We start from the raw sequence: 21,997 nt of genomic DNA, 5'->3' as shown, positions 1-21,997 counted from the left end.
GCAGCGGTTAGAATCACGTTTTACCCTTACTTTTCTCACCTGCATGCAGCAAAGTCGCCTCCTGTTCTTCCGCCTGGCCGGCCAGTTTCGCCGCTATGGCGCCATCGTTGCCGCCACTTTGCTGGCCGTGGGCGTGGCGTCCGCCACCGATGTGTTGTTAATCCGCCAGTTGCAAAACGTCGTCGACGCCATGCGCACGACGGCCAGCACGCAGGTCGCGCCCGTGTCCGGCGTGATGGGCATGCTGCAGGGCTGGGTTGATCGTTTCTTGCCGGCACAGGCGGGACAGGTGGATCTGTGGGTGATTCCCGCCACCATCCTGGGCCTGGCCGTGCTGCGCATGGTGTCGAGCTTTGCCGGCGATTACGGTTCCGTCTGGCTATCGAGCCGGGTGCAGGCCGATTTGCGCGAAAAGATGTTCGCCACCATCATGCGCCTGCCCAGCCGCTTCTTCGATACCACCACCACCAGCCTGACGCAGTCGCGCGTGGCCTTCGACGCCAGCCAGGTGTCGCAGGCGGGCTTGAACGTGCTCAACGTGATGGTGCGCGATTCCGTCGCCACCGTCGGCTACCTGATTTTATTGTTCAGCATCGACGTGAAACTGGCCCTGTTCTGCATGGCCTCGATGCCCATCGTCGCCATCGTCGTGACCTTGGCGGGACGGCGCATGCGCCACCTGAGCAAGAGTTCGCAGCAAGCCGTGGGCGAGCTGACATCCGTGCTCGATGAAAGCATCGGCGGCCAGCGCGTGGTGAAAATCTTCGGCGGGCAGGACTATGAACAGGCGCGCTTCGGCAACGTCGTCAAGCGCAACCGCCAGCTGGCCGTCAAGCACGCGGCCACCTCGGCCATGAATTCCGGCTTCATCATGATGCTCGTCGGCATTACCCTGTCGTCCGTGATTTATTTCGCCATGCTGCGAGCGCAAAGCGGCGCCATCACGCCGGGCGCTTTTGTTGCCTTCATGGGCGCGCTGATGGCCATGCAGTCGCCGATCAAGAACCTGACCAAGATCAATGAGCCGCTGCAGCGGGGCCTGGCTGCGGCCGAGTCCGTCTTCGGTTTGATCGACACGCCGCTGGAACCGGACCCGGGCACCATCGCCCCGGCCACCGTGCAAGGCAATCTGTCTCTGCAGAACGTGCACTTCCGCTACAACAGCGACGATCCCGATGCGCCCACGGCCTTGAGCGATATCACGCTCGACATCCGCGCCGGCGAAACGGTGGCCCTGGTGGGCGGCTCGGGCGGCGGCAAGACGACCTTGCTGGGCTTGCTGCCGCGCTTCTATGACGTCAGCGGCGGCCGGATACTGCTCGACGGCGTCGACGTGCGCGACTACGCCTTGCTGGCCCTGCGGCGCCAGTTTGCCCTCGTCAGCCAGGACGTGATCCTTTTCAACGACACGATGGCGGCGAATATCGCGTATGGCGACCCGGCGCCGGACATGGCCCGCATCGAAGCGTCGGCGCGCGCCGCGTATGCGCACGACTTCATCATGCAGCTGCCGCAAGGCTACGCGACCCAGGCGGGCCAGAACGGTTCGCGCCTGTCGGGCGGGCAACGCCAGCGCCTGGCCATCGCCCGCGCCCTGTACAAGGATGCGCCGATCCTGCTGCTCGATGAAGCGACCAGCGCGCTGGACACGGAGTCGGAGCGCTCCGTGCAGGCGGCGCTGGAAGTGCTGATGCGCAACCGCACCACCATCGTCATCGCCCACCGCTTATCCACCATCGAAAGCGCCGACCGCATCGTCGTCATGCAGGGCGGCCGCCTGGTCGAGTCGGGCAGCCATGCCGCCTTGCTGCAGCAGGGCGGCGCGTATGCACGGCTGCATGCGAGCCAGTTGTCGCCTGTCAAGGATGGCATGGGCTGATGTGTGGCACGCTTGCCGCGCCAGCGCATGTCCCCGGACCGGGGCCGGACCAGCAGGTCTGGTCCCGGTTTTTTATTGTTGGGGCGGCAATCGTGCCCATGGCGAACGGCGCTTGCCTTTATGATAGTGGCCGCAAAGCAACATGAACAATGGAGCAACATGAAGAATCAACAGACGATGCGCTGGCTGCTGGCCGCCGCGCTGGGCATGGGCGCAGCCCTGCCATTGGCGGCTCAGGAACAGCCCGAAGGGCAAATGCCAACGCCAACCTTGCAGGAGGAAGACCACACCATGTATCTGGATGAAAATTTCATGCCCAGCAACCAGCGCCGCGCCGTGTATGCGCTGCGCACGCCGCCCGTGCGCGACGAGGCGTTGGGCGCCTGGCATGTGCGGCTCGAATTTCCCGACACGCCGGGCGTGCTGGCCTTTGAAACCTATGCCACGGATCTGGACCTGAGTCAGATCAGGTTCGTAAAGTTTCGCAAGTATTACTACGAGAATGGCCAGCTGTTACGGGAAACCTATTTCAATGCCCAGGGCGAGGAGCTGCTGGGCGGCTGCGTGTACTTCGAGAATGGCCAGATCCAGCAGAAGGTCACGCCGCTGCCGAACGGGCGCGACAGCATCTCGGAAACGTATCACAAGAACGGCCAATTGATGAGCCGCACGCTGTACCACGGCGACGAGATGGCCGATGGCGAGCACGTGTCGTATGGCGCGAATGGCGCCGTCAGCAACCGCTCGTATCGCCGCAATGGCCAGATGGATGGCGTGGAGGAATCGTTTTATCCGGATGGCAAGCTGTTCCGAAGGGGACGGCACGTCGATGGCCAGCGCGAGGGCGAGTTTGTCATGCTTGCCGAGGACGGCAAGGTGCTGGCCCGGACCGTCTGGGTGCACGGCCAGCCCGACGGCTGGTCGTTTGAAAGCCATGGCAATGGCGTCGTGTCGAACAGGACGCTGTACCAGAAAGGTGCCGTGCTCAGTTTGCAAACGTGGGGCCCGAATGGCCGGCCCGTGTTTGCGTGGCAAAAAGACGCGCAGGGGCGCGACCATGGCGACACGACGGATTGGCATGCCAACGGCGTGCGCGCCAGCGTGACGCCGTTTGTCGAAGGCCAGCGCCACGGCTTGCTGCAGACCTGGTACAGCGATGGCAGCCTGCGGCAGATCGTGCCGTACGAACACGGCAAGAAGCACGGCATCGAGCGCCAGTGGGACAAGACGGGCAAGCTGGTGCTGGAGCAGGCGTGGCACGATGGCCAGCCGGTGGCCGCGCAGTAGGGGGGGCGGCATGCGGTATGCACAGAAAATGCGCCTGGCGCTGCTGGCAGCGCTCATGACGGTGCTGCCGGTGGCCGCGCAGGCGCAGGCGCCGGCTCGCGGCACGTCGTTCTATGACAACGGCCAGCTCAAGCAAAAGGTGACCCGGCTGCCGAACGGACGCGACCGTATTGTCGAGTCTTACCATGAGAATGGCCAGCTGATGAACCGCATCCGCTACCACGGCCAGCAAATGGCCGATGGCGAGTATGTGTCGTATGGCCCGAATGGCAAGGTAAGCAGCCGCGCCTTCCTGAAAGGCGGCAGGATGCATGGGCTGCAGCAAGTGTTTTACGCCGACGGCAAGCTGTTCCAGCGCAGCCATTTCATCCATGACGAGCAGGATGGCGAGGCCGTCACCCTGGCGCCGGACGGCAAGGTGCTCGCCAGCACGATGTGGCGCCATGGCGAGCCCGACGGCTGGTCGTTCGACAGTCATGACAATGGCCAGCTGGCGCAGAAAGCGCTGTACCGCAAGGGCAAGCTGCTGAGCATGCAGAAGTGGGGCAGCAATGGCCGGCCGACCGTTGCCTGGCAGCAGGATGCCCAAGGGCGCGAGCAGGGCGACGTGACGCAATGGCATGACAACGGCGCGCGCGCCAGTGTCACGCCCATGCGCGACGGCCAGCGCCATGGCTTGCTGCAGACCTGGTACGCGGACGGCAGCCCGCAGCAGGTCGTGCCGTATGAACATGACAAGAAACAGGGCATCGAGCGCCAGTGGGACCAGGCTGGCAAGCTGGTGCTGGAGCAGGCTTGGCAAGCTGGAGAGTCAGTCCCCATGCGCTAGGAATCCCCCCGCCTTTGCAGGTATCATGCAGGGATTCCGGCCCGCCAGCAGGCGCGCAGCCGGTACGATAACGGAGGCAATGGTGGTGGAAGCGGACATTTCGGCGGTGGCCAGAGCGCAGGGCATGGCCTTGCAAAACATGCGCGTCGTCATGCGCGCGGCGCAGCGGCACTCGGCGCAGATCGAGAAGCAATGCGGCGTGTCTGGCGCGCAACTGTGGGTGATGCAGGAATTGCTGGAGCGGCCGGGACTGCGCATGGGCGAGCTGGCCGGCAAGATGTCGATACACCAGACGACGGCCAGCAACCTGGTCGAGGCGCTGGTGAAAAAAACCTATGTGCGTAAGGCGCGCGACCAGCCCGACCAGCGCGTCGTCACGCTCACCCTGACGGCGGAAGGGCAAGCCGTGATCGCCGGCGCGCCGCAGCCGGCGCGCGGCTTGCTGCCCAGCGCGCTGGCCCAGCTGGACCCCGACAGCCTGGCGCACCTGAACCAGGGCTTGAACGCCTTGCTGGCCGTCGTCTCCCCCGATGACAGGCAGGCGGGCATGCAGCCGTTTCCGTTTACGATGTAGTGTCCCGGCTGGCCTGCGGCAACCGTTGCAGCTGCAGTTGCGCCAGCGCCCCGTACAGCGGCTCGCTGAGCACGCGCGAGACGGTGCTGGCCACCACGGCGCAGGCCATCAGGCTCAGCACCATGCCGTGGCCATCGACCATTTCCATGACAATGATAAACGCCGTCAGCGGCGCCTGCGTGGCGGCGGCCAGGAAGCCCACCATGCCCAGCGCGATCAGGGCGGGCGCGTGCGGATAGTGCAGCAATTGCGCAATGTCATGTCCGATGCCGGCGCCGATGGCCAGGGATGGCGCGAAGATGCCGGCCGGCACGCCCGACCACACGGTCAGCCACGTTGCCACATATTTGAAGGCCACAAAGGCCGGCGCCACGTCGCTGGAACCTTCCAGCATGGCGCGCGTGGCCACGGTGCCGCTGCCGAACGTGGCGCCGTGGCTGGCGATGCCGATGGCCGCCACCAGCAAACCGCAGACGGCGGCAAACAGCACGGGCCGGCCTGTTCTCCACGCGGACAATTTCCCCAGCGGATTGCCCCGGGCGGACGCCAGCAGCAGCCGCGCGAACAGGCCGCCGGCCACGCCCGCCACCAACGTGACCAATAAACCTGGCAGGGCCAGCGCCAGGCCGATGGGGCCGGGATGGATGATGCCGAAATGGGTGGCGTTGCCGTGGATCGACACGGCCATCATACCGGCCAGCACGATGCCGGCGACGATGAGGCCGCTGTTGCGCTGCTCGGGCGAGCGCGACAATTCTTCGATGGCGAACATGACGCCCGCCAGCGGCGTGTTGAAGGCGGCCGCGATGCCGGCCGCGCCGCCCGCCACCAGCAGCGAATGGGCGCTCACCTGCGAATGGCGCGGCAGCCAGCGGCGCGCGGCCAGCATCACGCCGGCGGCGATCTGCACGGACGGCCCTTCGCGCCCCAGCGACAAGCCGCCCAGCAAGCCGCCCGCCGTCAGGACTATCTTCGCGGCACTGAGTTTCAGGGACACGAACAAGGAGCGCTGCTCGGGCGCCACGGCCGGATCCAGCGTGGCCATCACTTGCGGGATGCCGGAGCCGGCCGCGCCCACGGCATAGCGGCGCGTCAGCCAGACGAGCAATGCGGCGCAAGCCGGTGTCCACAGCAGGGCGAACCACCAGGCCTTGCCGTTAAAAAAGAGAAAACAATCGAGCGCTGTTTCCGCCAGCCACGTAAAGCCCACGACGACGAGGCCCGCGACGGCGGCCATGCCGACGACGACGGCACGCGACCACCACAGGCGCGGGTTGGCAAATTCATGCTTGAAGGCAGAGGGGATGTCGTGCAAGTGCTTCATTGCGGCAAGTCCAGGAAGGGGCGCGCAGGGCGTCGGGGAGGCTTGTCATTATATAGATGTATTTGCTCAAATGTATTTGCGGGGTTTTAATTGTGGAACTTCAGTTGTGGAACTACTACACGAACAGCTCGCGCCGCGCGCTCTGGCTGATGGCGATGGTGGCGGGGTGGCTCAGCCGCCGCTCCGTGGTGATCGCATACACCTGCTCGACGAGGCTGTCGACCCGGCCCAGCGCCACCACGCCATGCTGTTCGCACACCTGGGGCGCGATCACGGTGGGGGCGAAGAACAGGCCGGCGCCGGACTGGCCGAAGGCCTGCATCATGGCGCTGTCGTCGAACTCGCCCACGATGCGCGGGTGCAGGTGGTTGTCGCCCAGCCATTGCAGCAGGCGGCCGTAGATGGCGAAATCCTCGCCCGGCAGCAGCAGCGGCGCGCCGTTCAGGCATAGCGGAAAGCCGCCTTCCAGGGTGGCGGCCAGGGCCGGCGTGCCGAACAGGGTCATGCCGCTTTCGCCCAGCAGGTGGTTGTAGCCGCGCACGCTCAAGTGGGACGGCATGGGGCGGTCGGCGATGATCAGGTCCAGCCGGTGCACGGCCAGGTCCGCCAGCAGGCTGGCCAGCCGGCCTTCGCGGCAGATCATGCGCAGCGGTTCGGCCAGGCCCAGCGCCGGTTCGACCAGGCGGCAGGCGATCAGTTTCGATACGGAATCGGCGCAGCCGACGCGAAACGTGGTCGTCGCCGTGCGCGACTGGTCGCGCACGATTTCCAGCAATTCGTCGCCCGTGCTGAAAATCTCTTCCGCATGGCTGAGGATGCGCCTGCCCGTCTCCGTCAATTCCAGCTTGCGCCCGCTGCGGCGGAACAGTTCCACGCCCAGGGTGTCGGCAAAGTCGCTGAGCTGGCCGGAAATCGATTGCGGCGTCAGGTGCAGCTGCTCGGCCGCGCGGGCGATGCTGCCCGTCTTGGCCACCATCCAGAAATAGCGCAAGTGCTTGAAGTTGAGTGTGGACATGTTTGTTCCCGGCAAAATTACTACATCGATTTTTTCGATGTATTCGTAAATTATATTCGATTTGTTCGATGTTTATATTCAGCCTATGATGACTGCTCAATTCATGCAAGGAGAGTGCCATGGGCATCAGGATAGAGACAGACGGTTGCGGAGGCCGCCGATGAACGGCCTGGAGAGTATTGCAACGGCACCCATGTGGGCCGGCTTCATCGTATTCGTCCTGTTCATGCTGGCGCTGGACCTGTTCGTCTTCGGCGGCAACAAGGCGCACAAGGTCAGTGTCAAGGAAGCGGCGACGTGGTCGCTCGTGTGGGTCAGCCTGGCCCTGCTGTTCAACGGCGGCCTGTGGTGGTATCTGAACGGCACGGCCGGACCCGAGATCGCCAACCAGAAGGCGCTGGAGTTTTTCTCCGGCTACCTGATCGAGAAAGCCCTGTCGGTCGATAACGTGTTCGTCTTCCTGCTGATCTTCAGCGCCTTCCAGGTGCCGATCCAGTACCAGCGCCGCGTGTTGATTTATGGCGTGCTGGGCGCGATCGTCATGCGCGCCGTGATGATCATGGCCGGCGCGTGGGTGGTAAGCGAGTTCAGCTGGGTGCTGTACCTGTTCGGCGCCTTCCTCTTGATTACCGGCATGCGCATGCTGGTGGCGGCCGACGCGGAGCCCGACGTGGCGAACAACCCCGTGCTGCGCTTTGCCCGCCGCCACTTGCGGGTGGCCGATGGCGACCACGGTGAGCGTTTCTTCGTGGCCAAGGGCGGTTTGCGCTATGTCACGCCGCTGTTCCTCGTGCTGATCCTGATCGAGGTGACGGACCTGGTGTTCGCGGTCGACTCGATCCCGGCGATCTTCGCCATCACGACGGACCCGTTCATCGTCTTCACGTCGAACCTGTTCGCCATCATGGGCTTGCGCGCCTTGTACTTCCTGCTGGTGGATGTGGCTGACCGCTTCCACATGCTCAAGTATGGCCTGGCGATGGTGCTCGTGTTTATCGGCGCCAAGATGCTGATCATGCCGTGGTACCACGTGCCGGTGGAAGCGTCGCTGCTGGTGGTGGCGGTGCTGATCGTGTCGAGCTGCGTGGCGAGCGTATTCATCACCCGCAGCGACAAAAAGTAAAACTGCAGTACGGCGCGCCCCGCAAGGCGGTGGCGCGCTTTTTAAACTCACAATGGAAAGTAAAAACTATGCGTACCTATGAAACGAACAGTCCCCAGGCAGCGGGACGTATCCTGGCCCTGATGATGGTGGTCGACGGCAACCTGGCCAGCGCCGAGCTGCAAGCCATGCACCGCAGCAAGATCCTCGAACATATCGACCTGGCGCCGGCCGCTTTTCAACAGCTGTTGCAAGACCTGTGCGACGACATGCTGACGTCGACCGTGCATGGCGCCGTGCAGCTGGCCCATGGCGTGATCGACAGCCTGCTCGATGAAATCACGGACCCGGACTTGCGCCGCAAGCTGCTGCAAGCCATGTGGAAGATTGCCGACGCGGACGACTGGCTGGCCGATGGCGAAGCCGTACTGCTGGCCCGCGCCAGCGCGGCGTGGTCGGCGGAAACGAATTTCCGCCAGCACGCGGCGTAATTACGCTGCCTTGTGTCCCATGGCAATCACGGCGGCGCCGGCCAGGGCCAGGCCCACGCCCGTCACATCCGTCCAGGCGGGCGTGACGCCGTCCACCAGCCACAGCCATCCCAGCGCCGTGGCGATGTAGACGGCGCCATACGTGGCGTAGACCCGGCCGCTGGCGGCCGGATGCAGGGTCAGCAGCCACACGAAGATCAGCAGGCTGAGGGCGGCCGGCAACAGCAGCCAGGCGCTGCCCTTGTTGCTCAGCCACAGCATGGGCAGGTAGCAGCCCAGCAGTTCAGCCACGGCCGTGACGGTAAACAGCCCGAAAGTGCGGGCAAGACTGGTCCATTCGATGGCGTCGCTCATTGCATTCCTGTTCGTGATCAAGCCGCCATTGTAGTCTCCGGGCAGCGCCGTCCCTGCTATGATCGGGTTCGGATACCCGAGGAGAACACCATGACGACGCCCCCCGCGCCGCGCGCCTTGCTGCAAGCCATGTTCCATGCCGCCGTCGAGGCGGCGCAGCCATCGCACTGCATACCACCCCACCTGCCGCCCGCGCCCAGGGGCCGGCTGATCGTCATCGGCGCCGGCAAGGCGTCGGCCGCCATGGCGCAAGCCGTGGAGCGGCATTGGCCGGGGCCGCTGTCGGGGCTGGTCGTCACGCGCTACGGCTATGCCGTGCCCTGTGAACGCATCGAGATCGTGGAAGCGTCGCACCCCGTGCCGGATGCGGCCGGCATGGCGGCCGCGCGGCGCATGCTGGATCTGGTGGGCAACTTGCAGGCGGACGACACGGTGCTGTGCCTGATCTCGGGCGGCGGCTCGTCGCTGCTGGCATTGCCTTTGGACGGCATCACCCTGGAAGACAAGCAAGCGTTGAACCGCGCGCTGCTGGCGTCGGGCGCCACCATCGGCGAAATGAATTGCGTGCGCCGCCATTTGTCCGCCATCAAGGGCGGCCGGCTGGCGGCTGCCTGCCATCCGGCGCAAGTGGTGACGTTGGCGATTTCCGACGTGCCTGGCGACAAGCTCGGCGATATCGCCTCCGGCCCCACGGTGGGCGACGCGACGACGTGCGAGGACGCGCTGGCCATCGTGCGCCGCTATGGCATGGACTTGCCGGACAGCATAAGAAAAACGCTGGAAAGCGGGCGCGGCGAATCCGTGAAACCCGGTGACCCACGGCTGGCGCGCACGCGCACGACCCTGGTCGCCACGCCGCAGATGGCGCTCGAGGCGGCGGCCGCCGTGGCGCGCGCGGCCGGCGTCACGCCGTATATATTGGGCGACAGCCTGGAAGGCGAGGCGCGCGACGTGGGCAAAGTCATGGCCGGCATCGCGCTGCAAACGGCGATGCGGGGCCAGCCGTTTCCCGCCCCGTGCGTGCTGCTGTCGGGCGGCGAAACGACGGTCACCGTGCGCGGCAAGGGCCGCGGCGGGCGCAACGTGGAATTTTTGCTGGCGCTGGGCATCGCGCTGGATGGGCAAGCGGGCATCCACGCGCTGGCCGGCGACACGGATGGCGTCGACGGCCAGGAAGACATCGCCGGCGCTTATCTCGCGCCCGACACCCTGCAGCGTGCCTGGGCGCAGGGCATCAAGCCCCGCGATAGCCTCGACAACAACGATGGACACGGCTTCTTCCAGGCGCTGGGAGATAGTGTGATCACGGGCCCGACATTGACGAATGTCAATGATTTCCGGGCCATTCTGATTACCTGAGTTTAGAACCCTTCAAGGACGATCTTGCCTTTGGCCGTATTGCTTTCCAGCAGGGCATGCGCGCGCTTCAGATTCGCCGCGTTGATCGTGCCGAAGCGCTCGGCCACGGTGGTCTTGATGATACCGGCGTCCACCAGCTGCGCCAGTTCCTCGAGCAAGGCGTGCTGCTGGACCATGTCCGCCGTCTGGAACAGCGAACGGGTAAACATCAGTTCCCAGTGCAAGGACACGCTCTTGCCCTTGAACTTGCGCACGTCGATGTGCTCGGGGTCGTCGATCAGGGCGAATTTGCCCTGCGGCGCGATCAGTTCGACGATCTGCTCGAAATGCTTGTCCGTCTGGTTCAGGCTGATCACGTAATCGACGGGCGGCAAGCCCAGGCGCGTGATTTCGGTGGCCAGCGGCAGGCTGTGGTCGATCACGTGGTGGGCGCCCAGTTGCTTGACCCAATCGGCCGTTTCCGCGCGCGAGGCCGTGCCGATGATGGTGACGCCCGTCAACTGCCGCGCCAGTTGCACCAGCACGGAGCCGACGCCGCCCGCTGCGCCGATCACGAGCAGCGACTTGCCGGTCAGGCTCTTGTCGCGGCTGATCTGCAGGCGGTCGAACAGCAATTCCCACGCCGTGATCGCCGTGAGCGGCAGGGCGGCGGCCGGGGCGAAATCGAGGCTGGCCGGCATGTGGCCCACGATGCGCTCGTCGACTAATTGAAATTCGCTGTTGCTGCCGGGGCGGTTGATGGCGCCCGCGTACCAGACCTTGTCGCCCACCTGGAACAGGGTGACGTCGGGGCCGACGGCCGTGACGACGCCGGCCGCATCCCAGCCCAGCACTTCGGGCTGGCCGTCTTTCGGCGCGCGGTTCTGGCGCACCTTGGTGTCGACGGGATTGACGGAGACGGCCTTGACGGCGACGAGCAGGTCGCGTCCGGTGGCGGCGGGCACGGGCAGCTCGATGTCGAGCAGGGCGTCGGCATCCGTGATGGGCAGGCTGTGGTGGTAGGCGATGGCTTTCATATTCTTCCTTTGGTAAAACAGTGATGGAGTCGGGTAGGTCGGATTAGCGCGGCTGTACCGCGCGTAATCCGACACCACCATCGGCCACGCCAACAATGTTGTCGGATTACGGTCCTTTGGACCTCATCCGACCTACGCCATACAGGCTTGATGACGTATCATGGCCATTTTCTCGCCAGCGAAAAAGAGGGCGCGTACCGAAACACTTTCAAAGGAATGCTGAAAATTGCTGCGACTCGATGACTTGCAGGTGTTTGTCCGCACGGCTGACCGGGGCAGTTTGTCGGCGGCCGCGCGCGAGATCGGCATCTCGCCCGCGCTGGCCAGCGCCGCCGTCAAGCGCCTGGAACGGGAATTGGGCTTGCGCCTGCTGGCCCGCACGACCCGTTCGCTGAGCCTGACTCCGGAAGGCACGCAATATCTCGAGCATGCGCGCGAAGCCCTGCGCCTGCTGCGCGCGGGCCATGACGCACTGCTGGCCGGCAAGGACAGTTTCGGCGGAACCTTGAAAATTGCCATGCCTTCCGACCTGGGCCGCAACCTGATGCTGGGCTGGCTGGACGCATTCCAGGCGCGCCATCCGAAACTGCACTACCAGCTCAGCGTCAGCGACCGGGTGGCCGACATGGTGCGCCAGCAAGTCGACGTGGCCATCCGCTATGGCCAGCAGGATGATTCGAGCATGATCGCCATGCCCATCGCCCCGGCCAACGACAGAGTGCTGGTGGCCTCGCCCGGCTACCTGCGCGAACATGGCCCCTTGCTCGCGCTGCAAGACTTGTCGCAGCGCAATTGCCTGCGCTTCGCGCTGGAAGACGGCTTGCACGACCGCTGGACTTTTTACCGCCTGCCCCAGCGCGAGCAGGTGACGATTGCCGTCAGCGGTAACCGCAGCGCCGACGACGCCGACCTCGTGCGCCGCTGGGCCGTGGCGGGCCTGGGCATCGCCTACAAATCGCGGCTCGACGTGGCTGGCGACCTGGCCACCGGCCGCCTGCAAGCGCTGTTGCCCGACGTGGCGGGCGAGGCGACGCCCCTGCACCTGGTCTGCACGCACCGGGCGCAGGTGACGCCGCTGGTGCTGCAGTTGCGCGACTTCCTGCGGGATCAGTGCGTGGAGTTATTCAAACAGGATAATTGATTTCGGAGTATTCCTGCGCGAGGTGTACTCCGCTGATTTCAAGATCAGCGGTTTTTGAAAATCACATCACTCATGTATTGATTCAAATCGCGAAAATCCTTTACCCGCCAGGCGTATGGCGCGATCTTGACGCCATTCTCTTTCAAGGTCTTTGGAATCAAATCGCCATTCGGGCGCAGTATGACCGACGATACGATCACACCCGGATAATCCTTCAGACGTTTTTTAAAAGCGGCCGTCGTCAGATCCGGTGTAGGGGGATTGCTTTTATTCGCCAATGGCCCGGTTCCCTTGATCTCTGCTCCGTGGCACACGGCACATCGCTGCACATACAGGGTTTTTCCATTCAGATTCTCGGCGAAGGATAAGGGCGTTTGAATGAACGATAAGATTCCCAATGCGGCGATAAATAATATTTTCATTTCTTTTTAATGTGGACGTATTGTATGGATAATGTCTGGTTTAAGAGAAAATACGCAGCTGCCATTGCAGTGCGCCATTCTCTCGATAACATTTTATCCGAGATTGTTCATTGCTAACGTGCCCGCGCCCGCGCGCGATCGGCTGGCGAACAAGCCCGTTTGATTACAACTCGTTGCAAATGGCAATCATGCGCACGTCAACCTGGGCGTACCCTCAGGCATTCTGCATGAAACCGCTTGAAGGACCGCCATGACCCCGAACCGATTATTGCCGACGACCTTGATGTCCCTGCTGTTGCTGGCCGGCTGTGCCGCGACGGCGCCGCCGGCCGCGCAGCATGCCATCGCCGCGCCCGACAATGCCGCGCAAGGCATCGCGATGCTCGAGCGCGTCAGCTGGGGCGTGAACGGCGGCAGCGTGCGCCAGTTGCAAAAGGAAGGCTGGAACGCTTACCTGCAGGCGCAGTTACACCCAGGCAAAGCCAGCCTGCCGCCCGCCGTGCAGGCGCAGATCGACGCCATGACCATCAGCCAGGTGCCGCTCGATCAGCTCGTCATGTCCGTGGAGCAAAAGCGCAAGGAGTCGGCCGGCGTCATGGACGACATGGCGAAGCAGCAAGCGCAAAAGGAGTACCAGCAGGAACTGAACCGCCTGGCGCGCGAGGCGGCCACGCGCTCGCTGTTGCTCGACGTGTATTCGCCGAACCAGCTGCAGCAGCAGCTGAGCTGGTTCTGGCTCAACCATTTCAGCGTGCACCAGGGCAAGCACAACTTGCGCGCCATGGTCGGCGATTACGAGGCGAACGCCATCGCGCCGCATGCCCTGGGGAAATTCCGCGACTTGCTGGGCGCGACCGTCCACCACCCGGCCATGCTGCGCTACCTCGATAATGAAGCCAATGCCGTCAAGCGCATCAATGAAAACTATGCGCGCGAGCTGATGGAGCTGCACACCCTGGGCGTGAACGGCGGCTATAGCCAGACCGACGTGCAGGAACTGGCGCGTATCCTCACCGGCGTGGGCGTCAACCTGGGCACGGATATGCCGAAGGTGAAACCGGCGCTGCAATCGCAATACGTGCGCCGGGGCCTGTTCGAATTCAATCCGAACCGCCACGATTACGGCGATAAACAATTCCTCGGGCAAACGGTGAAGGGGCGGGGACTGGCCGAACTCGATGAAGCGCTGGACCGCCTGAGCCGCAGTCCCGCCACCGCGCGCTTTATCAGCGGCAAGCTGGCCCAGTATTTCGTGGGAGATAACCCTCCCGAAGCGCTGGTGGCGCGCATGGCGGCCACCTTCCAGCACAGCGACGGCATGATCGCCGACGTGTTGCAGACCATGTTCAGCAGTCCCGAGTTCAGGCAGTCGCTGGGCAAGAAATTCAAGGATCCCATGCATTATGTGGTGTCGGCCGTGCGCCTCAGCTATGACGACAAGCCCATCCTGAACGCCGGTCCCATGCTGAGCTGGCTCGCGCGCATGGGACAGCCCCTGTACGGGCGCCAGACGCCGGACGGCTATCCGCTGACGGATGCGTCCTGGGCCAGCCCCGGCCAGATGACGACGCGTTTCGATATCGCCCGCACCATCGGTTCGGGCAGCGCCGGCCTGTTCAAGACGGACGGCCCGCAGCCACAGGAAAAGGTCGCGTTTCCCCAGCTGGCCAGCGCCCTGTACTACCAGTCGCTACAGCCGACCTTGAGTGCCGCCACGCGCCAGGCCCTGGACCAGGCCGCCTCGCCGCAGGAGTGGAATACATTTTTGCTCTCTTCGCCGGAAATGATGCACCGCTAGATTGAAAGGATCGCCATGAACCGTCGTGACTTGTTGAAAGCCCTGGCCGCCGCGCCCCTGTTGTCGCACGCGGGCGGCTTGCTGGCCGCGCCCGCCACGAATGCGAAGCTGCTGTTCGTCTTCCTGCGCGGCGGCTATGACGCGAACAACCTGCTGGTGCCCATCGGCAGCGATTTTTATTATGCATCGCGGCCGAATATCGCCATCGCGAAACCGGGTGCGGACAACGGCGCGCTGGCCTTGAACGCCGACTGGGCCCTGCATCCGGCCTTGCGCGAGACCATCTACCCGATGTTCACGGGCGGCGAGGCGGCCTTCATTCCGTTTGCCGGCACGACGGATTTGACGCGCAGCCATTTCGAGACGCAGGACAGCATCGAACTGGGGCAGGAACTGGGCGGGCGCCGCGATTTCCGTTCGGGCTTTTTGAACCGGCTGGCGCAAAGCCTCAATAGCGGCAAGCACGCCATTTCCTTCACGGACCAGCTGCCCCTGATCTTCCAGGGCGACGTGCAAGTGCCGAACATGGGGCTGCGTTCCGTGGGCAAGTCCGGTATCGATGCGCGTCAAAGCCAGCTCATCGCGGCGATGTACAAGGGCACGCCTCTGCAGCAACCGGTCAGCGCGGGCTTTGCCGTGCGCGAGGACGTGAGCCGGGAATTGACGGGAGAAATGCAGGCGGCCAACCGCAACGCCATCAGTACCAAGGGCTTTGAACTGGAAGCGCAGCGCATCGCGCGCTTGATGAAGGACAAATACAACCTCGGTTTCGTCGACGTGGGCGGCTGGGATACGCACGTGGGGCAGGGCGGCGCGAATGGCTACCTGGCGGGGCGCTTCGATGAGCTGGGCCGGGGCCTGGCCGCGTTTTCGCAGGAAATGGGCAGCGAGTGGCGCAATACCGTCGTCGTCGTCGTCAGCGAATTTGGCCGCACCTTCCGCGAAAACGGCAACCGCGGCACGGACCATGGCCACGGCAGCGTGTTCTGGGTGCTCGGCGGCGGCATCAAGGGCAAGCAGGTGGCGGGCGAGCAGGTGGCGATGTCGCAGGCGACGCTGTTCCAGAACCGCGACATGCCCGTGCTCAATGAATACCGCGCCGTGCTGGGCGGCTTGCTGCGCCGCACCTTCGGTTTGACGCCGGCGCAACTCGAGCACGTGTTTGCCGGCGTCAAACCGGTGGAGCTGGGCCTCGTATAAATCGCCATGGCTCCGTGTTACGCTACGCCTGCGCAACTGGCGCGTAGCTAAGTCCCGTCGCGCTTCCCGGCGCCGGGCACGAATGGAGTGGTATGACCGATACCCAGCGCGACATCGTCAGCGCAGGCTTTTCCCTGGCCCTGATCGCCGTGACGGCCTTCGTCATGCAGCGTTTCTTTTTGCCGCTCGTGTGGGCCGGCATCCTGTGCGTGGCCACCTGGCCCCTGTACCTGCGCGTGCGCGCGGCGCTGGGCCAGCGCACCATCATCGCGGCCGCCGTGCTGACCCTGGCGTTCGCCTGCATCTTTATCATCCCCGTGCTGTTCGGCGTGGCGCAGGCGGCGCGCGAAGTGCCCGTGCTGGCCAATTTCGTCGTCCATGCGAATACGGACGGCTTGCCCGTGCCGGACTGGGTGGCGCATATTCCGCTGGCCGGCAGCGCCATCGGCGACTGGTGGCAAGCCACCCTGAGCCAGCCCCACGGCCTCGGTCACTTCTTTGCGGGCAGCGCCGTGGGCGGTTTTCATTCCGCGCGCGACATGCTCAAGGTGCTGGGCGCGGACGTCTTCCACCGCCTGGTCGATTTCGGCCTGGCCTTTCTATGCCTGTTTTTCTTTTACAAGGATGGCGAAGCGCTGACGCGCCAGATCACGGCCGTCGGCAGCCATTTTTTGCGTCCTGAACGCTGGGGCCGCTATGCGCAAAAGATCCCCACGGCCATCCGCGCCACCGTCAATGGCCTGGTGCTCGTGGGCCTGGCCGAAGGCGTGCTGATCGGCTTCGCCTATGCGATTGCCGGCTTGCCGTCGCCGGCCCTGTGGGCGTTCGCCACCGGTATTTTGGCCATCATCCCGTTCGGCGCGCCGCTCGCTTACCTGTGCGCGGCCGCTTTGCTGGTGTTCCAGGGTAATGTAGGAGCCGCCATCGGCGTGGCCGCCTGGGGCACCGTGGTGCTGTTCGTGGCCGATCACTTCGTGCGTCCCGGCATGATCGGCAACGCTACCCGCTTGCCTTTCCTGGCCGTGCTGTTCGGCATTTTGGGCGGCGTGGAAACTCTGGGCCTCGTGGGCCTGTTCATCGGCCCCGTCGTGATGGTGCTGTTCGTGACCTTGTGGTACGAGGCGAATGTGTTCGACAAGGCGGCGCCTGTCAAGACAAGCGCGAATACACCTGCCAGCCCGGCCGCACCGGAACGCACGCAGTAATGAGGGGTCGGCCAGCGTTGCCGCTGGCCGGTACTGGCGCGCTCCCGGCGTGGCCGGGCGGAGCAGACTTCAAAACAGAGTGCAAGCACCTTGTTTTAAAGTCATTCTTAATGCGCCTTGGATAAAATGAGGAGCCAACGGCGCATCAGCAGCACTTCAACATAGCCCGGCTCGATGCCCGTACCGCACTCGATCAAGGGATTGACGGTGTAGTAGCGCTTGCGGAAGTCGCGGCAGACGAGGATTTCGCGCTTGCCCATGCGGACGAGGAAAGAGCTTGGGGCGTATTCCAGGCCGAACCGTGAGCCAAAACCGCTATTCAATGTTGCCATGACAATTCCTTTGAGGGAGATGTGTTGAACGAGTCATCAGAATAGCATAACTACTGTATGAATACACAGCTACTGTATGAATAAACAGTATTTTTTTGCTGGTGTGGTTTTTTTGATCATCGCCAGGAACAAGAAAGAGAGATCAGTTTGCAAGAGAATAATGACATGGGCGTGACCACGGGCTGGACCATGAAACTGCGCCGCTTCGTCGAGGCGCGCCTGTCGCCCGAAGGCGAACTGGGCCTGCATATGACGGTCGGTGTGGCCCTGATGCTGGTGGCCATCGTGGTCTTCCACGAGATCGCCGAAGCCGTGATGGGCATGGAGCAGATCACCGTGATCGACTTGCAGGTGGCGCAGTGGTTCAACCGGCATGCCGTGCCGTGGATCACCAGCGTGCTGCTGGTCGTTACGCATATGCATGGCGTGATCGGCGCCATCACCCTGGCCGTCTTGCTGGGCTGGTATCTGCACCGCAAGGGCGCTGACTATTGGCTGTTTACCCTGGTCATCACCATGCCGGGCGTCATGTTTTTGAACCTGCTGTTAAAGTACATTTTTGTGCGCGCGCGGCCCAGCTTTGACGAGCCCATCCTGCAGACGGCCTTGAGCACGTACAGCTTTCCCAGCGGCCATACGGCCACCTCGACAGCCCTGTACGGCTTGCTGGCCGCCTACCTGATTTGCCAGACGGCGCCGGGCGCCTGGGGCAAGCGCATCGGCATCGCGCTGGGCGCATTCCTGATGGCGTCGCTCGTGGGCTTCAGCCGCATTTATTTGGGCGCGCATTACCTGAGCGATGTGCTGGCGGCCATGGCGGAAAGCTATGGCTGGCTCGCCATCTGCATCGCCGGCGTGTCGACCCTGCGCCGCCGCCGGCATATCCGGCAAACGAAATAAGGGGAACGATCCTGAGCAAAATCGCCGTCATCATCAACGCGGGCGCCGGCTGCGGCTATGCGCCGGACTGGGCGCAGCAGCTCGAAGCGCAATTCCTGGCCGTGGGTCTCGACGCCGCCATCACCCTGGCGCAAAGCGGGGCCGAGATGATCGCCACGGCCGAGCAGGCCCTGCGCGATGGCGCGCCCATCGTCGTGGCCGGCGGCGGCGACGGCACCATCAATGCCGTCGCGTCCGTCGTCGTCGGCAGCGGCACGCCGTTTGGCGTCTTGCCGCTGGGCACCTTGAACCACTTCGCCAAGGATTTGAATATCCCGCTTGACCTCGATGCGGCGATTGCCAACGTGGCGCAGGGCGTGCCGCACCAGGTCGACGTGGGGGAAGTCAATGGCCGCATCTTCCTGAATAATTCCAGCCTGGGCCTGTATCCCGATATCGTGCGCGACCGCGAAAAGCAGCAGCGCCGCCTGGGACGGGGCAAGTGGCTGGCCTTCAGCTGGGCGCTGGTGGCCGCATTGCGCCGCTATCCGTTTCTCAGCGTGCAATTGAAACTCAACGACGCCGTGCATGCGCGGCGCACGCCCTTCGTCTTCATCGGCAATAATGAATACCTGATGGAAGGCTTGAATATCGGCGAGCGCGAACGCCTCAACGGTGGCCAGCTGAGCCTGTACGTGGCGCAGCGTCCGGGCCGCCTGGGCCTCGTGCGCCTGGCCCTGCACGCGCTGTTCGGCAAGTTGTCGCAGGCCAAGGATTTCGATGTGCTGACGGCCACCGACCTGGAGATCGCCACGAAACACCGCCGCCTGCGCGTGGCCACCGATGGCGAAGTGACCGTCATGAATACGCCACTGCGCTACCGCATCCGCACGGCCGCGCTCGAAGTGATCGTGCCGGCGTCCGTGCCCGCCGCCAGCTAGGAGAACGCCATGCGTACCATCGTGCATTTATCGGATTTGCATTTCGGCCGGGTCGACGGGGATTTGCTGGCGCCCTTGCGCGCGCTGGTCGAGCGCCTGGAACCGGATGTGGTGGTGGTCTCGGGCGACCTCACCCAGCGGGCCCGCAGCGCCCAGTTCCAGGCGGCGCGGCACTTTCTCGACAGCTTGCCGGGGCCGCAGATCGTGGTGCCGGGCAACCATGACGTACCCCTGTACAACGTCTTTTCCCGCTTCCTGACGCCGCTGGTGAAGTACCGGCGCCACGTGACGGACGATTTGTCGCCCGAATACGTGGACGAGGAAATCGCCGTGCTGGGCATCAACACGGCCCGTTCATTGACGTTCAAGGATGGGCGCATCAGCCACGAGCAGATCGATTTCCTGCGTGAACGCCTGGGCCGCTTGCCGCCCGGTTTGACGCGCATCATCGTCACGCACCATCCATTCGACTTGCCCGAGCACTTCGACGAGGATGACCTGGTGGACCGCGCGCCGCAGGCGCTGCAAATGTTTTCCGAATGCGGCGTGGATTTATTGCTGGCGGGACACTTGCATGCCAGCGTGGCGGGCAACACGGCCGAGCGCTACAAGATCGCCGGCTACGCGGCCCTGATGGTGCAGGCGGGCACGGCCACGTCCACGCGGGGCAGGGGCGAGTCGAACTCGTTCAATGTGCTGCGCGTGGAAAACAGTTGTATCCGGGTCGAGCGCTACAGCTGGAATGAAGACAGCGCCGAGTTTGAAAAGGTCAGCACGGAAGCGTTCGAACGCCAGGGCGGCGTGTGGGCCAGCTTGCGACCGCTGTGATCGATGATGTTTTAATTACAGATGGCGTGCCGCATCCATGCGGTCATGCAAAATGCGGACGATGGCAATGCCATAGTGAGTGATGCGGAAATAAATCATGTGCCGTCCCACTTTGCGGCGCCGGTAGCCGGGCCGAATCTGCTCGCATGCCGGTGCCGTCTCGGGCGCGCGTGCCAGGTCATCGAAGGCTGCCGTCATGTTGTCAAGATAAAGACTGGCCTGCTGCACGCTCCAGCGCTGCGACGTGTACGCCCAGATCGCCTCAAGATCATGCTCGGTGGCGGGCGTCAGCCGGTATTCAGCCATGCGCTGCCAGCATTCTCTGCTTGAAAGCCCTGGCGTCGAAAGGCTGGGGTTCACCGCTGGCCTCGCCTTCCACCAGCGCCGCGCGGATCGCATCGAGTTCGGCGCTGCGTTCCTGTTCACGCCGGATCAGGTCGCGGATGTATTCGCTGTCGTTCGTATAGCGCCCGGCGTCAATTTGCGCCTTGATCCAGTCGTCCTGCTGGTCCGTCAAGGTAATGGTCTTGCGCACGGTTCCCATGATGGTTCACTCCAGATATGAGCAGTACGACGATCGTCATACTATTGGTGCAATATAGTGCATATTTGTGCAGATATCCAGTCGCCTGATCGGTGCTTATAACCAGTAATTCATGAAACGGGCCGCCCATTCCTTCATGCGGTCGGAGATGGGCCGGGTTTCCCATTTCGCCTTGGTGATCTCTTCCGAGTCGCGCAAGTCTTCCTGGAAGGCGTTTTCCATTTCCCTGCCGAAGCTGTCGCCCAGCACGATCACGTTCAGCTCGCTGTTGTGCAGGAAGCTGCGCATGTCGATGTTGGTCGAGCCGACCGTCGACCAGGCGCCGTCGATGACGGCCGTCTTGGCGTGCAGCACGGCCAGTTTCAAGTGAAAAATGCGGATGCCGCCGGCCAGCAGCTGGTCGTACAGCGCGTGTCCCGCATGGAACACGAGGCCGCTGTCGGACACGCCGGGCAGCACCACGGTGACGTCTACGCCCCGCTTGGCGGCCGCGACCAGCGCGTCGACCGTCTGCTGGTCGGGCACGAAATAGGCGGACGTGATGTGGATCGATTTCTTTGCTTCCTGGATGGCAAGGATGTAGGCCTTGTAGATTTCAAAGCCGCCTTCCGGCTCGCTGGCCACCACGCGCACCAGCTTGTCGCCCACTTCGGACAGCACGGGGAAATAATTGGCATCCGGCAAGTCGGCCTGGTCTTGCTGGGCCCAGGTGCGGATGAACAGCCACTGGAAGGCGGCCACGGCCGGGCCTTCCACTTTCACGTGCGTGTCGCGCCAGCCCACGTCCTTCTTGTCGGTGGGCTTCGATTTCGAGCGGAACAGCGAGCTTTTCGCATAGGTATCGCTGATATTGATGCCGCCCGTAAACGCTGTCTTGCCGTCGACGATCAGCACCTTGCGGTGGTCGCGGTTGTTGATCTTCCAGTCGTCGCCCTTGAGCTTGGCCGGATTGACGGGGTTGAAGGCCACCAGGCGCACGCCGGCCGCGCGCATGCGCTCAAAAAACGCCTGCGGCACGCCGATGGTGCCCACGCTATCGTAGATGACGTTGACCGTCACGCCCGCCTGCTGCTTTTCGATCAGCATGTCGGCAAACTTCAGGCCCAGCGGGTCCTGGTCGAAGATGTACGTTTCCAGGTTGATGCTGGTCTTGGCGTCGCTGATGGCCTGGAACATGGCGGCCATGGTTTGCGGGCCGTCAAACAGCAGGGTTACCTTGTTGCCCTTGATCAGAGGCACGCCGGTGGCCGCCTCTTCCAGCGCGGCCTGGGTCTTCAAGTCCATGCCGGACTTGGCCCAGCGCTTGTTGAGCAGGGCGGCCCGGCTGTTGACGTTCAGCACGGCGCCCTTGCCCGTGATCACCTTGGGCTTGGCCACGGGTTCGAGGGTGGTGTTGAGGTTCTTGACATTGGGCAGCGAGGCGCATGCAGCCAGGGTCCAGCACAGCAGGAGGGCGGTGAGACAGGGTTGCATGCGC

The 21,997-nt window shown here is 63.7% G+C and carries 23 protein-coding genes; 14 read left to right on the top strand and 9 right to left on the bottom strand.

The window, feature by feature from the left end; genetic code table 11:
* The first annotated feature begins 43 nt into the window (after positions 1-43).
* The 4 genes from msbA (at position 44) to OX462_RS19700 (ending at position 4,569) form a co-directional block, all read left to right on the top strand.
* Positions 44-1,879 (top strand): lipid A export permease/ATP-binding protein MsbA, encoded by a 1,836-nt coding sequence (gene msbA, locus OX462_RS19715; protein WP_409026863.1) that lies wholly within the window; start codon positions 44-46, stop codon positions 1,877-1,879.
* A 159-nt stretch (positions 1,880-2,038) separates the two neighbouring features.
* The gene (locus tag OX462_RS19710) at positions 2,039-3,166 is read left to right on the top strand and encodes a toxin-antitoxin system YwqK family antitoxin (protein WP_409026862.1); all 1,128 of its coding nucleotides are present in this window, start codon (positions 2,039-2,041) and stop codon (positions 3,164-3,166) included.
* Between the two features lie 10 nt (positions 3,167-3,176).
* The gene (locus OX462_RS19705; RefSeq protein WP_409026861.1) at positions 3,177-3,995 is read left to right on the top strand and encodes a toxin-antitoxin system YwqK family antitoxin; all 819 of its coding nucleotides are present in this window, start codon (positions 3,177-3,179) and stop codon (positions 3,993-3,995) included.
* 79 nt (positions 3,996-4,074) lie between these two features.
* Positions 4,075-4,569, top strand: coding sequence for a MarR family winged helix-turn-helix transcriptional regulator (locus OX462_RS19700; protein ID WP_409028767.1), 495 nt, complete (start codon positions 4,075-4,077; stop codon positions 4,567-4,569).
* On the opposite strand, the gene OX462_RS19695 is transcribed toward OX462_RS19700, so the two are convergent.
* Both OX462_RS19695 and nhaR read right to left on the bottom strand, forming a co-directional pair.
* On the bottom strand, positions 4,559-5,893 hold the full coding sequence (locus tag OX462_RS19695) for a chloride channel protein (RefSeq protein WP_230505879.1): 1,335 nt from the start codon (positions 5,891-5,893) through the stop codon (positions 4,559-4,561). The genes OX462_RS19700 and OX462_RS19695 overlap by 11 nt on opposite strands.
* A gap of 115 nt (positions 5,894-6,008) precedes the next feature.
* On the bottom strand, positions 6,009-6,908 hold the full coding sequence (gene nhaR, locus OX462_RS19690; RefSeq protein WP_099409922.1) for a transcriptional activator NhaR: 900 nt from the start codon (positions 6,906-6,908) through the stop codon (positions 6,009-6,011).
* Between the two features lie 160 nt (positions 6,909-7,068).
* On the opposite strand from nhaR, the gene OX462_RS19685 reads away from it, so the two are divergent.
* Together OX462_RS19685 and OX462_RS19680 are read left to right on the top strand one after the other, a co-directional pair.
* Entirely contained in the window at positions 7,069-8,031 is a 963-nt protein-coding gene (locus OX462_RS19685) for a TerC family protein (protein WP_099409921.1), read from the top strand.
* Between the two features lie 68 nt (positions 8,032-8,099).
* A complete protein-coding gene (locus tag OX462_RS19680; protein ID WP_121668895.1) occupies positions 8,100-8,501 on the top strand; it encodes a TerB family tellurite resistance protein in 402 nt (133 codons plus the stop codon).
* Here OX462_RS19680 and OX462_RS19675 read toward each other — a convergent pair whose 3' ends face one another.
* Complete coding sequence (locus OX462_RS19675; RefSeq protein WP_070291362.1) at positions 8,502-8,855, bottom strand: YnfA family protein; 354 nt, start codon at positions 8,853-8,855, stop codon at positions 8,502-8,504.
* 90 nt (positions 8,856-8,945) lie between these two features.
* Here OX462_RS19675 and OX462_RS19670 point away from each other — a divergent pair, with 90 nt between their 5' ends.
* Positions 8,946-10,214, top strand: coding sequence for a glycerate kinase type-2 family protein (locus tag OX462_RS19670; RefSeq protein ID WP_409026860.1), 1,269 nt, complete (start codon positions 8,946-8,948; stop codon positions 10,212-10,214).
* A gap of 2 nt (positions 10,215-10,216) precedes the next feature.
* On the opposite strand, the gene OX462_RS19665 is transcribed toward OX462_RS19670, so the two are convergent.
* Positions 10,217-11,230, bottom strand: a complete 1,014-nt coding sequence (locus OX462_RS19665; protein ID WP_409026859.1) for a zinc-binding alcohol dehydrogenase family protein — start codon at positions 11,228-11,230, stop codon at positions 10,217-10,219.
* Between the two features lie 226 nt (positions 11,231-11,456).
* Here OX462_RS19665 and OX462_RS19660 point away from each other — a divergent pair, with 226 nt between their 5' ends.
* On the top strand, positions 11,457-12,371 hold the full coding sequence (locus OX462_RS19660) for a LysR family transcriptional regulator (protein WP_409026858.1): 915 nt from the start codon (positions 11,457-11,459) through the stop codon (positions 12,369-12,371).
* 44 nt (positions 12,372-12,415) lie between these two features.
* On the opposite strand, the gene OX462_RS19655 is transcribed toward OX462_RS19660, so the two are convergent.
* Positions 12,416-12,793, bottom strand: coding sequence for a c-type cytochrome (locus tag OX462_RS19655; protein ID WP_070291358.1), 378 nt, complete (start codon positions 12,791-12,793; stop codon positions 12,416-12,418).
* A gap of 250 nt (positions 12,794-13,043) precedes the next feature.
* On the opposite strand from OX462_RS19655, the gene OX462_RS19650 reads away from it, so the two are divergent.
* The 3 genes from OX462_RS19650 to OX462_RS19640 all read left to right on the top strand — a co-directional run bounded on the left by OX462_RS19650 (position 13,044) and on the right by OX462_RS19640 (position 16,996).
* The gene (locus OX462_RS19650) at positions 13,044-14,591 is read left to right on the top strand and encodes a DUF1800 domain-containing protein (protein WP_409026857.1); all 1,548 of its coding nucleotides are present in this window, start codon (positions 13,044-13,046) and stop codon (positions 14,589-14,591) included.
* 15 nt (positions 14,592-14,606) lie between these two features.
* Positions 14,607-15,791 carry a DUF1501 domain-containing protein gene (locus tag OX462_RS19645; protein ID WP_070224895.1) on the top strand — a complete coding sequence of 395 codons (1,185 nt, stop codon included), beginning with the start codon at positions 14,607-14,609 and terminating at the stop codon, positions 15,789-15,791.
* 92 nt (positions 15,792-15,883) lie between these two features.
* Positions 15,884-16,996, top strand: coding sequence for an AI-2E family transporter (locus OX462_RS19640; RefSeq protein ID WP_099409913.1), 1,113 nt, complete (start codon positions 15,884-15,886; stop codon positions 16,994-16,996).
* Positions 16,997-17,103: 107 nt separating this feature from the next.
* On the opposite strand, the gene OX462_RS19635 is transcribed toward OX462_RS19640, so the two are convergent.
* Entirely contained in the window at positions 17,104-17,328 is a 225-nt protein-coding gene (locus OX462_RS19635; protein WP_010396348.1) for a hypothetical protein, read from the bottom strand.
* A gap of 147 nt (positions 17,329-17,475) precedes the next feature.
* On the opposite strand from OX462_RS19635, the gene OX462_RS19630 reads away from it, so the two are divergent.
* From OX462_RS19630 to OX462_RS19620, 3 genes are read left to right on the top strand one after another with little or no spacing between them, the layout of a single operon-like run.
* Positions 17,476-18,228, top strand: a complete 753-nt coding sequence (locus OX462_RS19630) for a phosphatase PAP2 family protein (RefSeq protein WP_306798503.1) — start codon at positions 17,476-17,478, stop codon at positions 18,226-18,228.
* Positions 18,229-18,239: 11 nt separating this feature from the next.
* Complete coding sequence (locus tag OX462_RS19625) at positions 18,240-19,148, top strand: diacylglycerol/lipid kinase family protein (protein ID WP_139143132.1); 909 nt, start codon at positions 18,240-18,242, stop codon at positions 19,146-19,148.
* Between the two features lie 9 nt (positions 19,149-19,157).
* A complete protein-coding gene (locus tag OX462_RS19620) occupies positions 19,158-19,976 on the top strand; it encodes a metallophosphoesterase family protein (protein ID WP_070224898.1) in 819 nt (272 codons plus the stop codon).
* 15 nt (positions 19,977-19,991) lie between these two features.
* Here OX462_RS19620 and OX462_RS19615 read toward each other — a convergent pair whose 3' ends face one another.
* The 3 genes from OX462_RS19615 to cls form a co-directional block, all read right to left on the bottom strand.
* Positions 19,992-20,282, bottom strand: a complete 291-nt coding sequence (locus OX462_RS19615; protein ID WP_070224899.1) for a type II toxin-antitoxin system RelE/ParE family toxin — start codon at positions 20,280-20,282, stop codon at positions 19,992-19,994.
* Positions 20,275-20,520 (bottom strand): type II toxin-antitoxin system ParD family antitoxin, encoded by a 246-nt coding sequence (locus OX462_RS19610; protein ID WP_070224900.1) that lies wholly within the window; start codon positions 20,518-20,520, stop codon positions 20,275-20,277. Before OX462_RS19610 ends, OX462_RS19615 begins: the two co-directional genes overlap by 8 nt.
* Before the next feature lie 96 nt (positions 20,521-20,616).
* On the bottom strand, positions 20,617-21,993 hold the full coding sequence (gene cls, locus OX462_RS19605; RefSeq protein WP_409026856.1) for a cardiolipin synthase: 1,377 nt from the start codon (positions 21,991-21,993) through the stop codon (positions 20,617-20,619).
* Positions 21,994-21,997: the final 4 nt, after the last annotated feature.

Source organism: Janthinobacterium aestuarii (assembly GCF_046113285.1).
Classification (GTDB): Bacteria; Pseudomonadota; Gammaproteobacteria; order Burkholderiales; family Burkholderiaceae_D; genus Janthinobacterium.
This window is presented reverse-complemented; position numbering and strand designations above follow the sequence as displayed.

Excerpts from the sequence above, each read along its gene's own strand:
- msbA (WP_409026863.1), top strand. The coding sequence starts at position 44 with ATGCAGCAAAGTCGCCTCCTGTTCTTCCGCCTGGCCGGCCAGTTTCGC.
- OX462_RS19710 (WP_409026862.1), top strand. The coding sequence starts at position 2,039 with ATGAAGAATCAACAGACGATGCGCTGGCTGCTGGCCGCCGCGCTGGGC.
- OX462_RS19705 (WP_409026861.1), top strand. The coding sequence starts at position 3,177 with ATGCGGTATGCACAGAAAATGCGCCTGGCGCTGCTGGCAGCGCTCATG.
- OX462_RS19700 (WP_409028767.1), top strand. The coding sequence starts at position 4,075 with ATGGTGGTGGAAGCGGACATTTCGGCGGTGGCCAGAGCGCAGGGCATG.
- OX462_RS19695 (WP_230505879.1), bottom strand. The coding sequence starts at position 5,893 with ATGAAGCACTTGCACGACATCCCCTCTGCCTTCAAGCATGAATTTGCC.
- nhaR (WP_099409922.1), bottom strand. The coding sequence starts at position 6,908 with ATGTCCACACTCAACTTCAAGCACTTGCGCTATTTCTGGATGGTGGCC.
- OX462_RS19685 (WP_099409921.1), top strand. The coding sequence starts at position 7,069 with ATGAACGGCCTGGAGAGTATTGCAACGGCACCCATGTGGGCCGGCTTC.
- OX462_RS19680 (WP_121668895.1), top strand. The coding sequence starts at position 8,100 with ATGCGTACCTATGAAACGAACAGTCCCCAGGCAGCGGGACGTATCCTG.
- OX462_RS19675 (WP_070291362.1), bottom strand. The coding sequence starts at position 8,855 with ATGAGCGACGCCATCGAATGGACCAGTCTTGCCCGCACTTTCGGGCTG.
- OX462_RS19670 (WP_409026860.1), top strand. The coding sequence starts at position 8,946 with ATGACGACGCCCCCCGCGCCGCGCGCCTTGCTGCAAGCCATGTTCCAT.
- OX462_RS19665 (WP_409026859.1), bottom strand. The coding sequence starts at position 11,230 with ATGAAAGCCATCGCCTACCACCACAGCCTGCCCATCACGGATGCCGAC.
- OX462_RS19655 (WP_070291358.1), bottom strand. The coding sequence starts at position 12,793 with ATGAAAATATTATTTATCGCCGCATTGGGAATCTTATCGTTCATTCAA.
- OX462_RS19650 (WP_409026857.1), top strand. The coding sequence starts at position 13,044 with ATGACCCCGAACCGATTATTGCCGACGACCTTGATGTCCCTGCTGTTG.
- OX462_RS19645 (WP_070224895.1), top strand. The coding sequence starts at position 14,607 with ATGAACCGTCGTGACTTGTTGAAAGCCCTGGCCGCCGCGCCCCTGTTG.
- OX462_RS19640 (WP_099409913.1), top strand. The coding sequence starts at position 15,884 with ATGACCGATACCCAGCGCGACATCGTCAGCGCAGGCTTTTCCCTGGCC.
- OX462_RS19635 (WP_010396348.1), bottom strand. The coding sequence starts at position 17,328 with ATGGCAACATTGAATAGCGGTTTTGGCTCACGGTTCGGCCTGGAATAC.
- OX462_RS19620 (WP_070224898.1), top strand. The coding sequence starts at position 19,158 with ATGCGTACCATCGTGCATTTATCGGATTTGCATTTCGGCCGGGTCGAC.
- OX462_RS19615 (WP_070224899.1), bottom strand. The coding sequence starts at position 20,282 with ATGGCTGAATACCGGCTGACGCCCGCCACCGAGCATGATCTTGAGGCG.
- OX462_RS19610 (WP_070224900.1), bottom strand. The coding sequence starts at position 20,520 with ATGGGAACCGTGCGCAAGACCATTACCTTGACGGACCAGCAGGACGAC.
- cls (WP_409026856.1), bottom strand. The coding sequence starts at position 21,993 with ATGCAACCCTGTCTCACCGCCCTCCTGCTGTGCTGGACCCTGGCTGCA.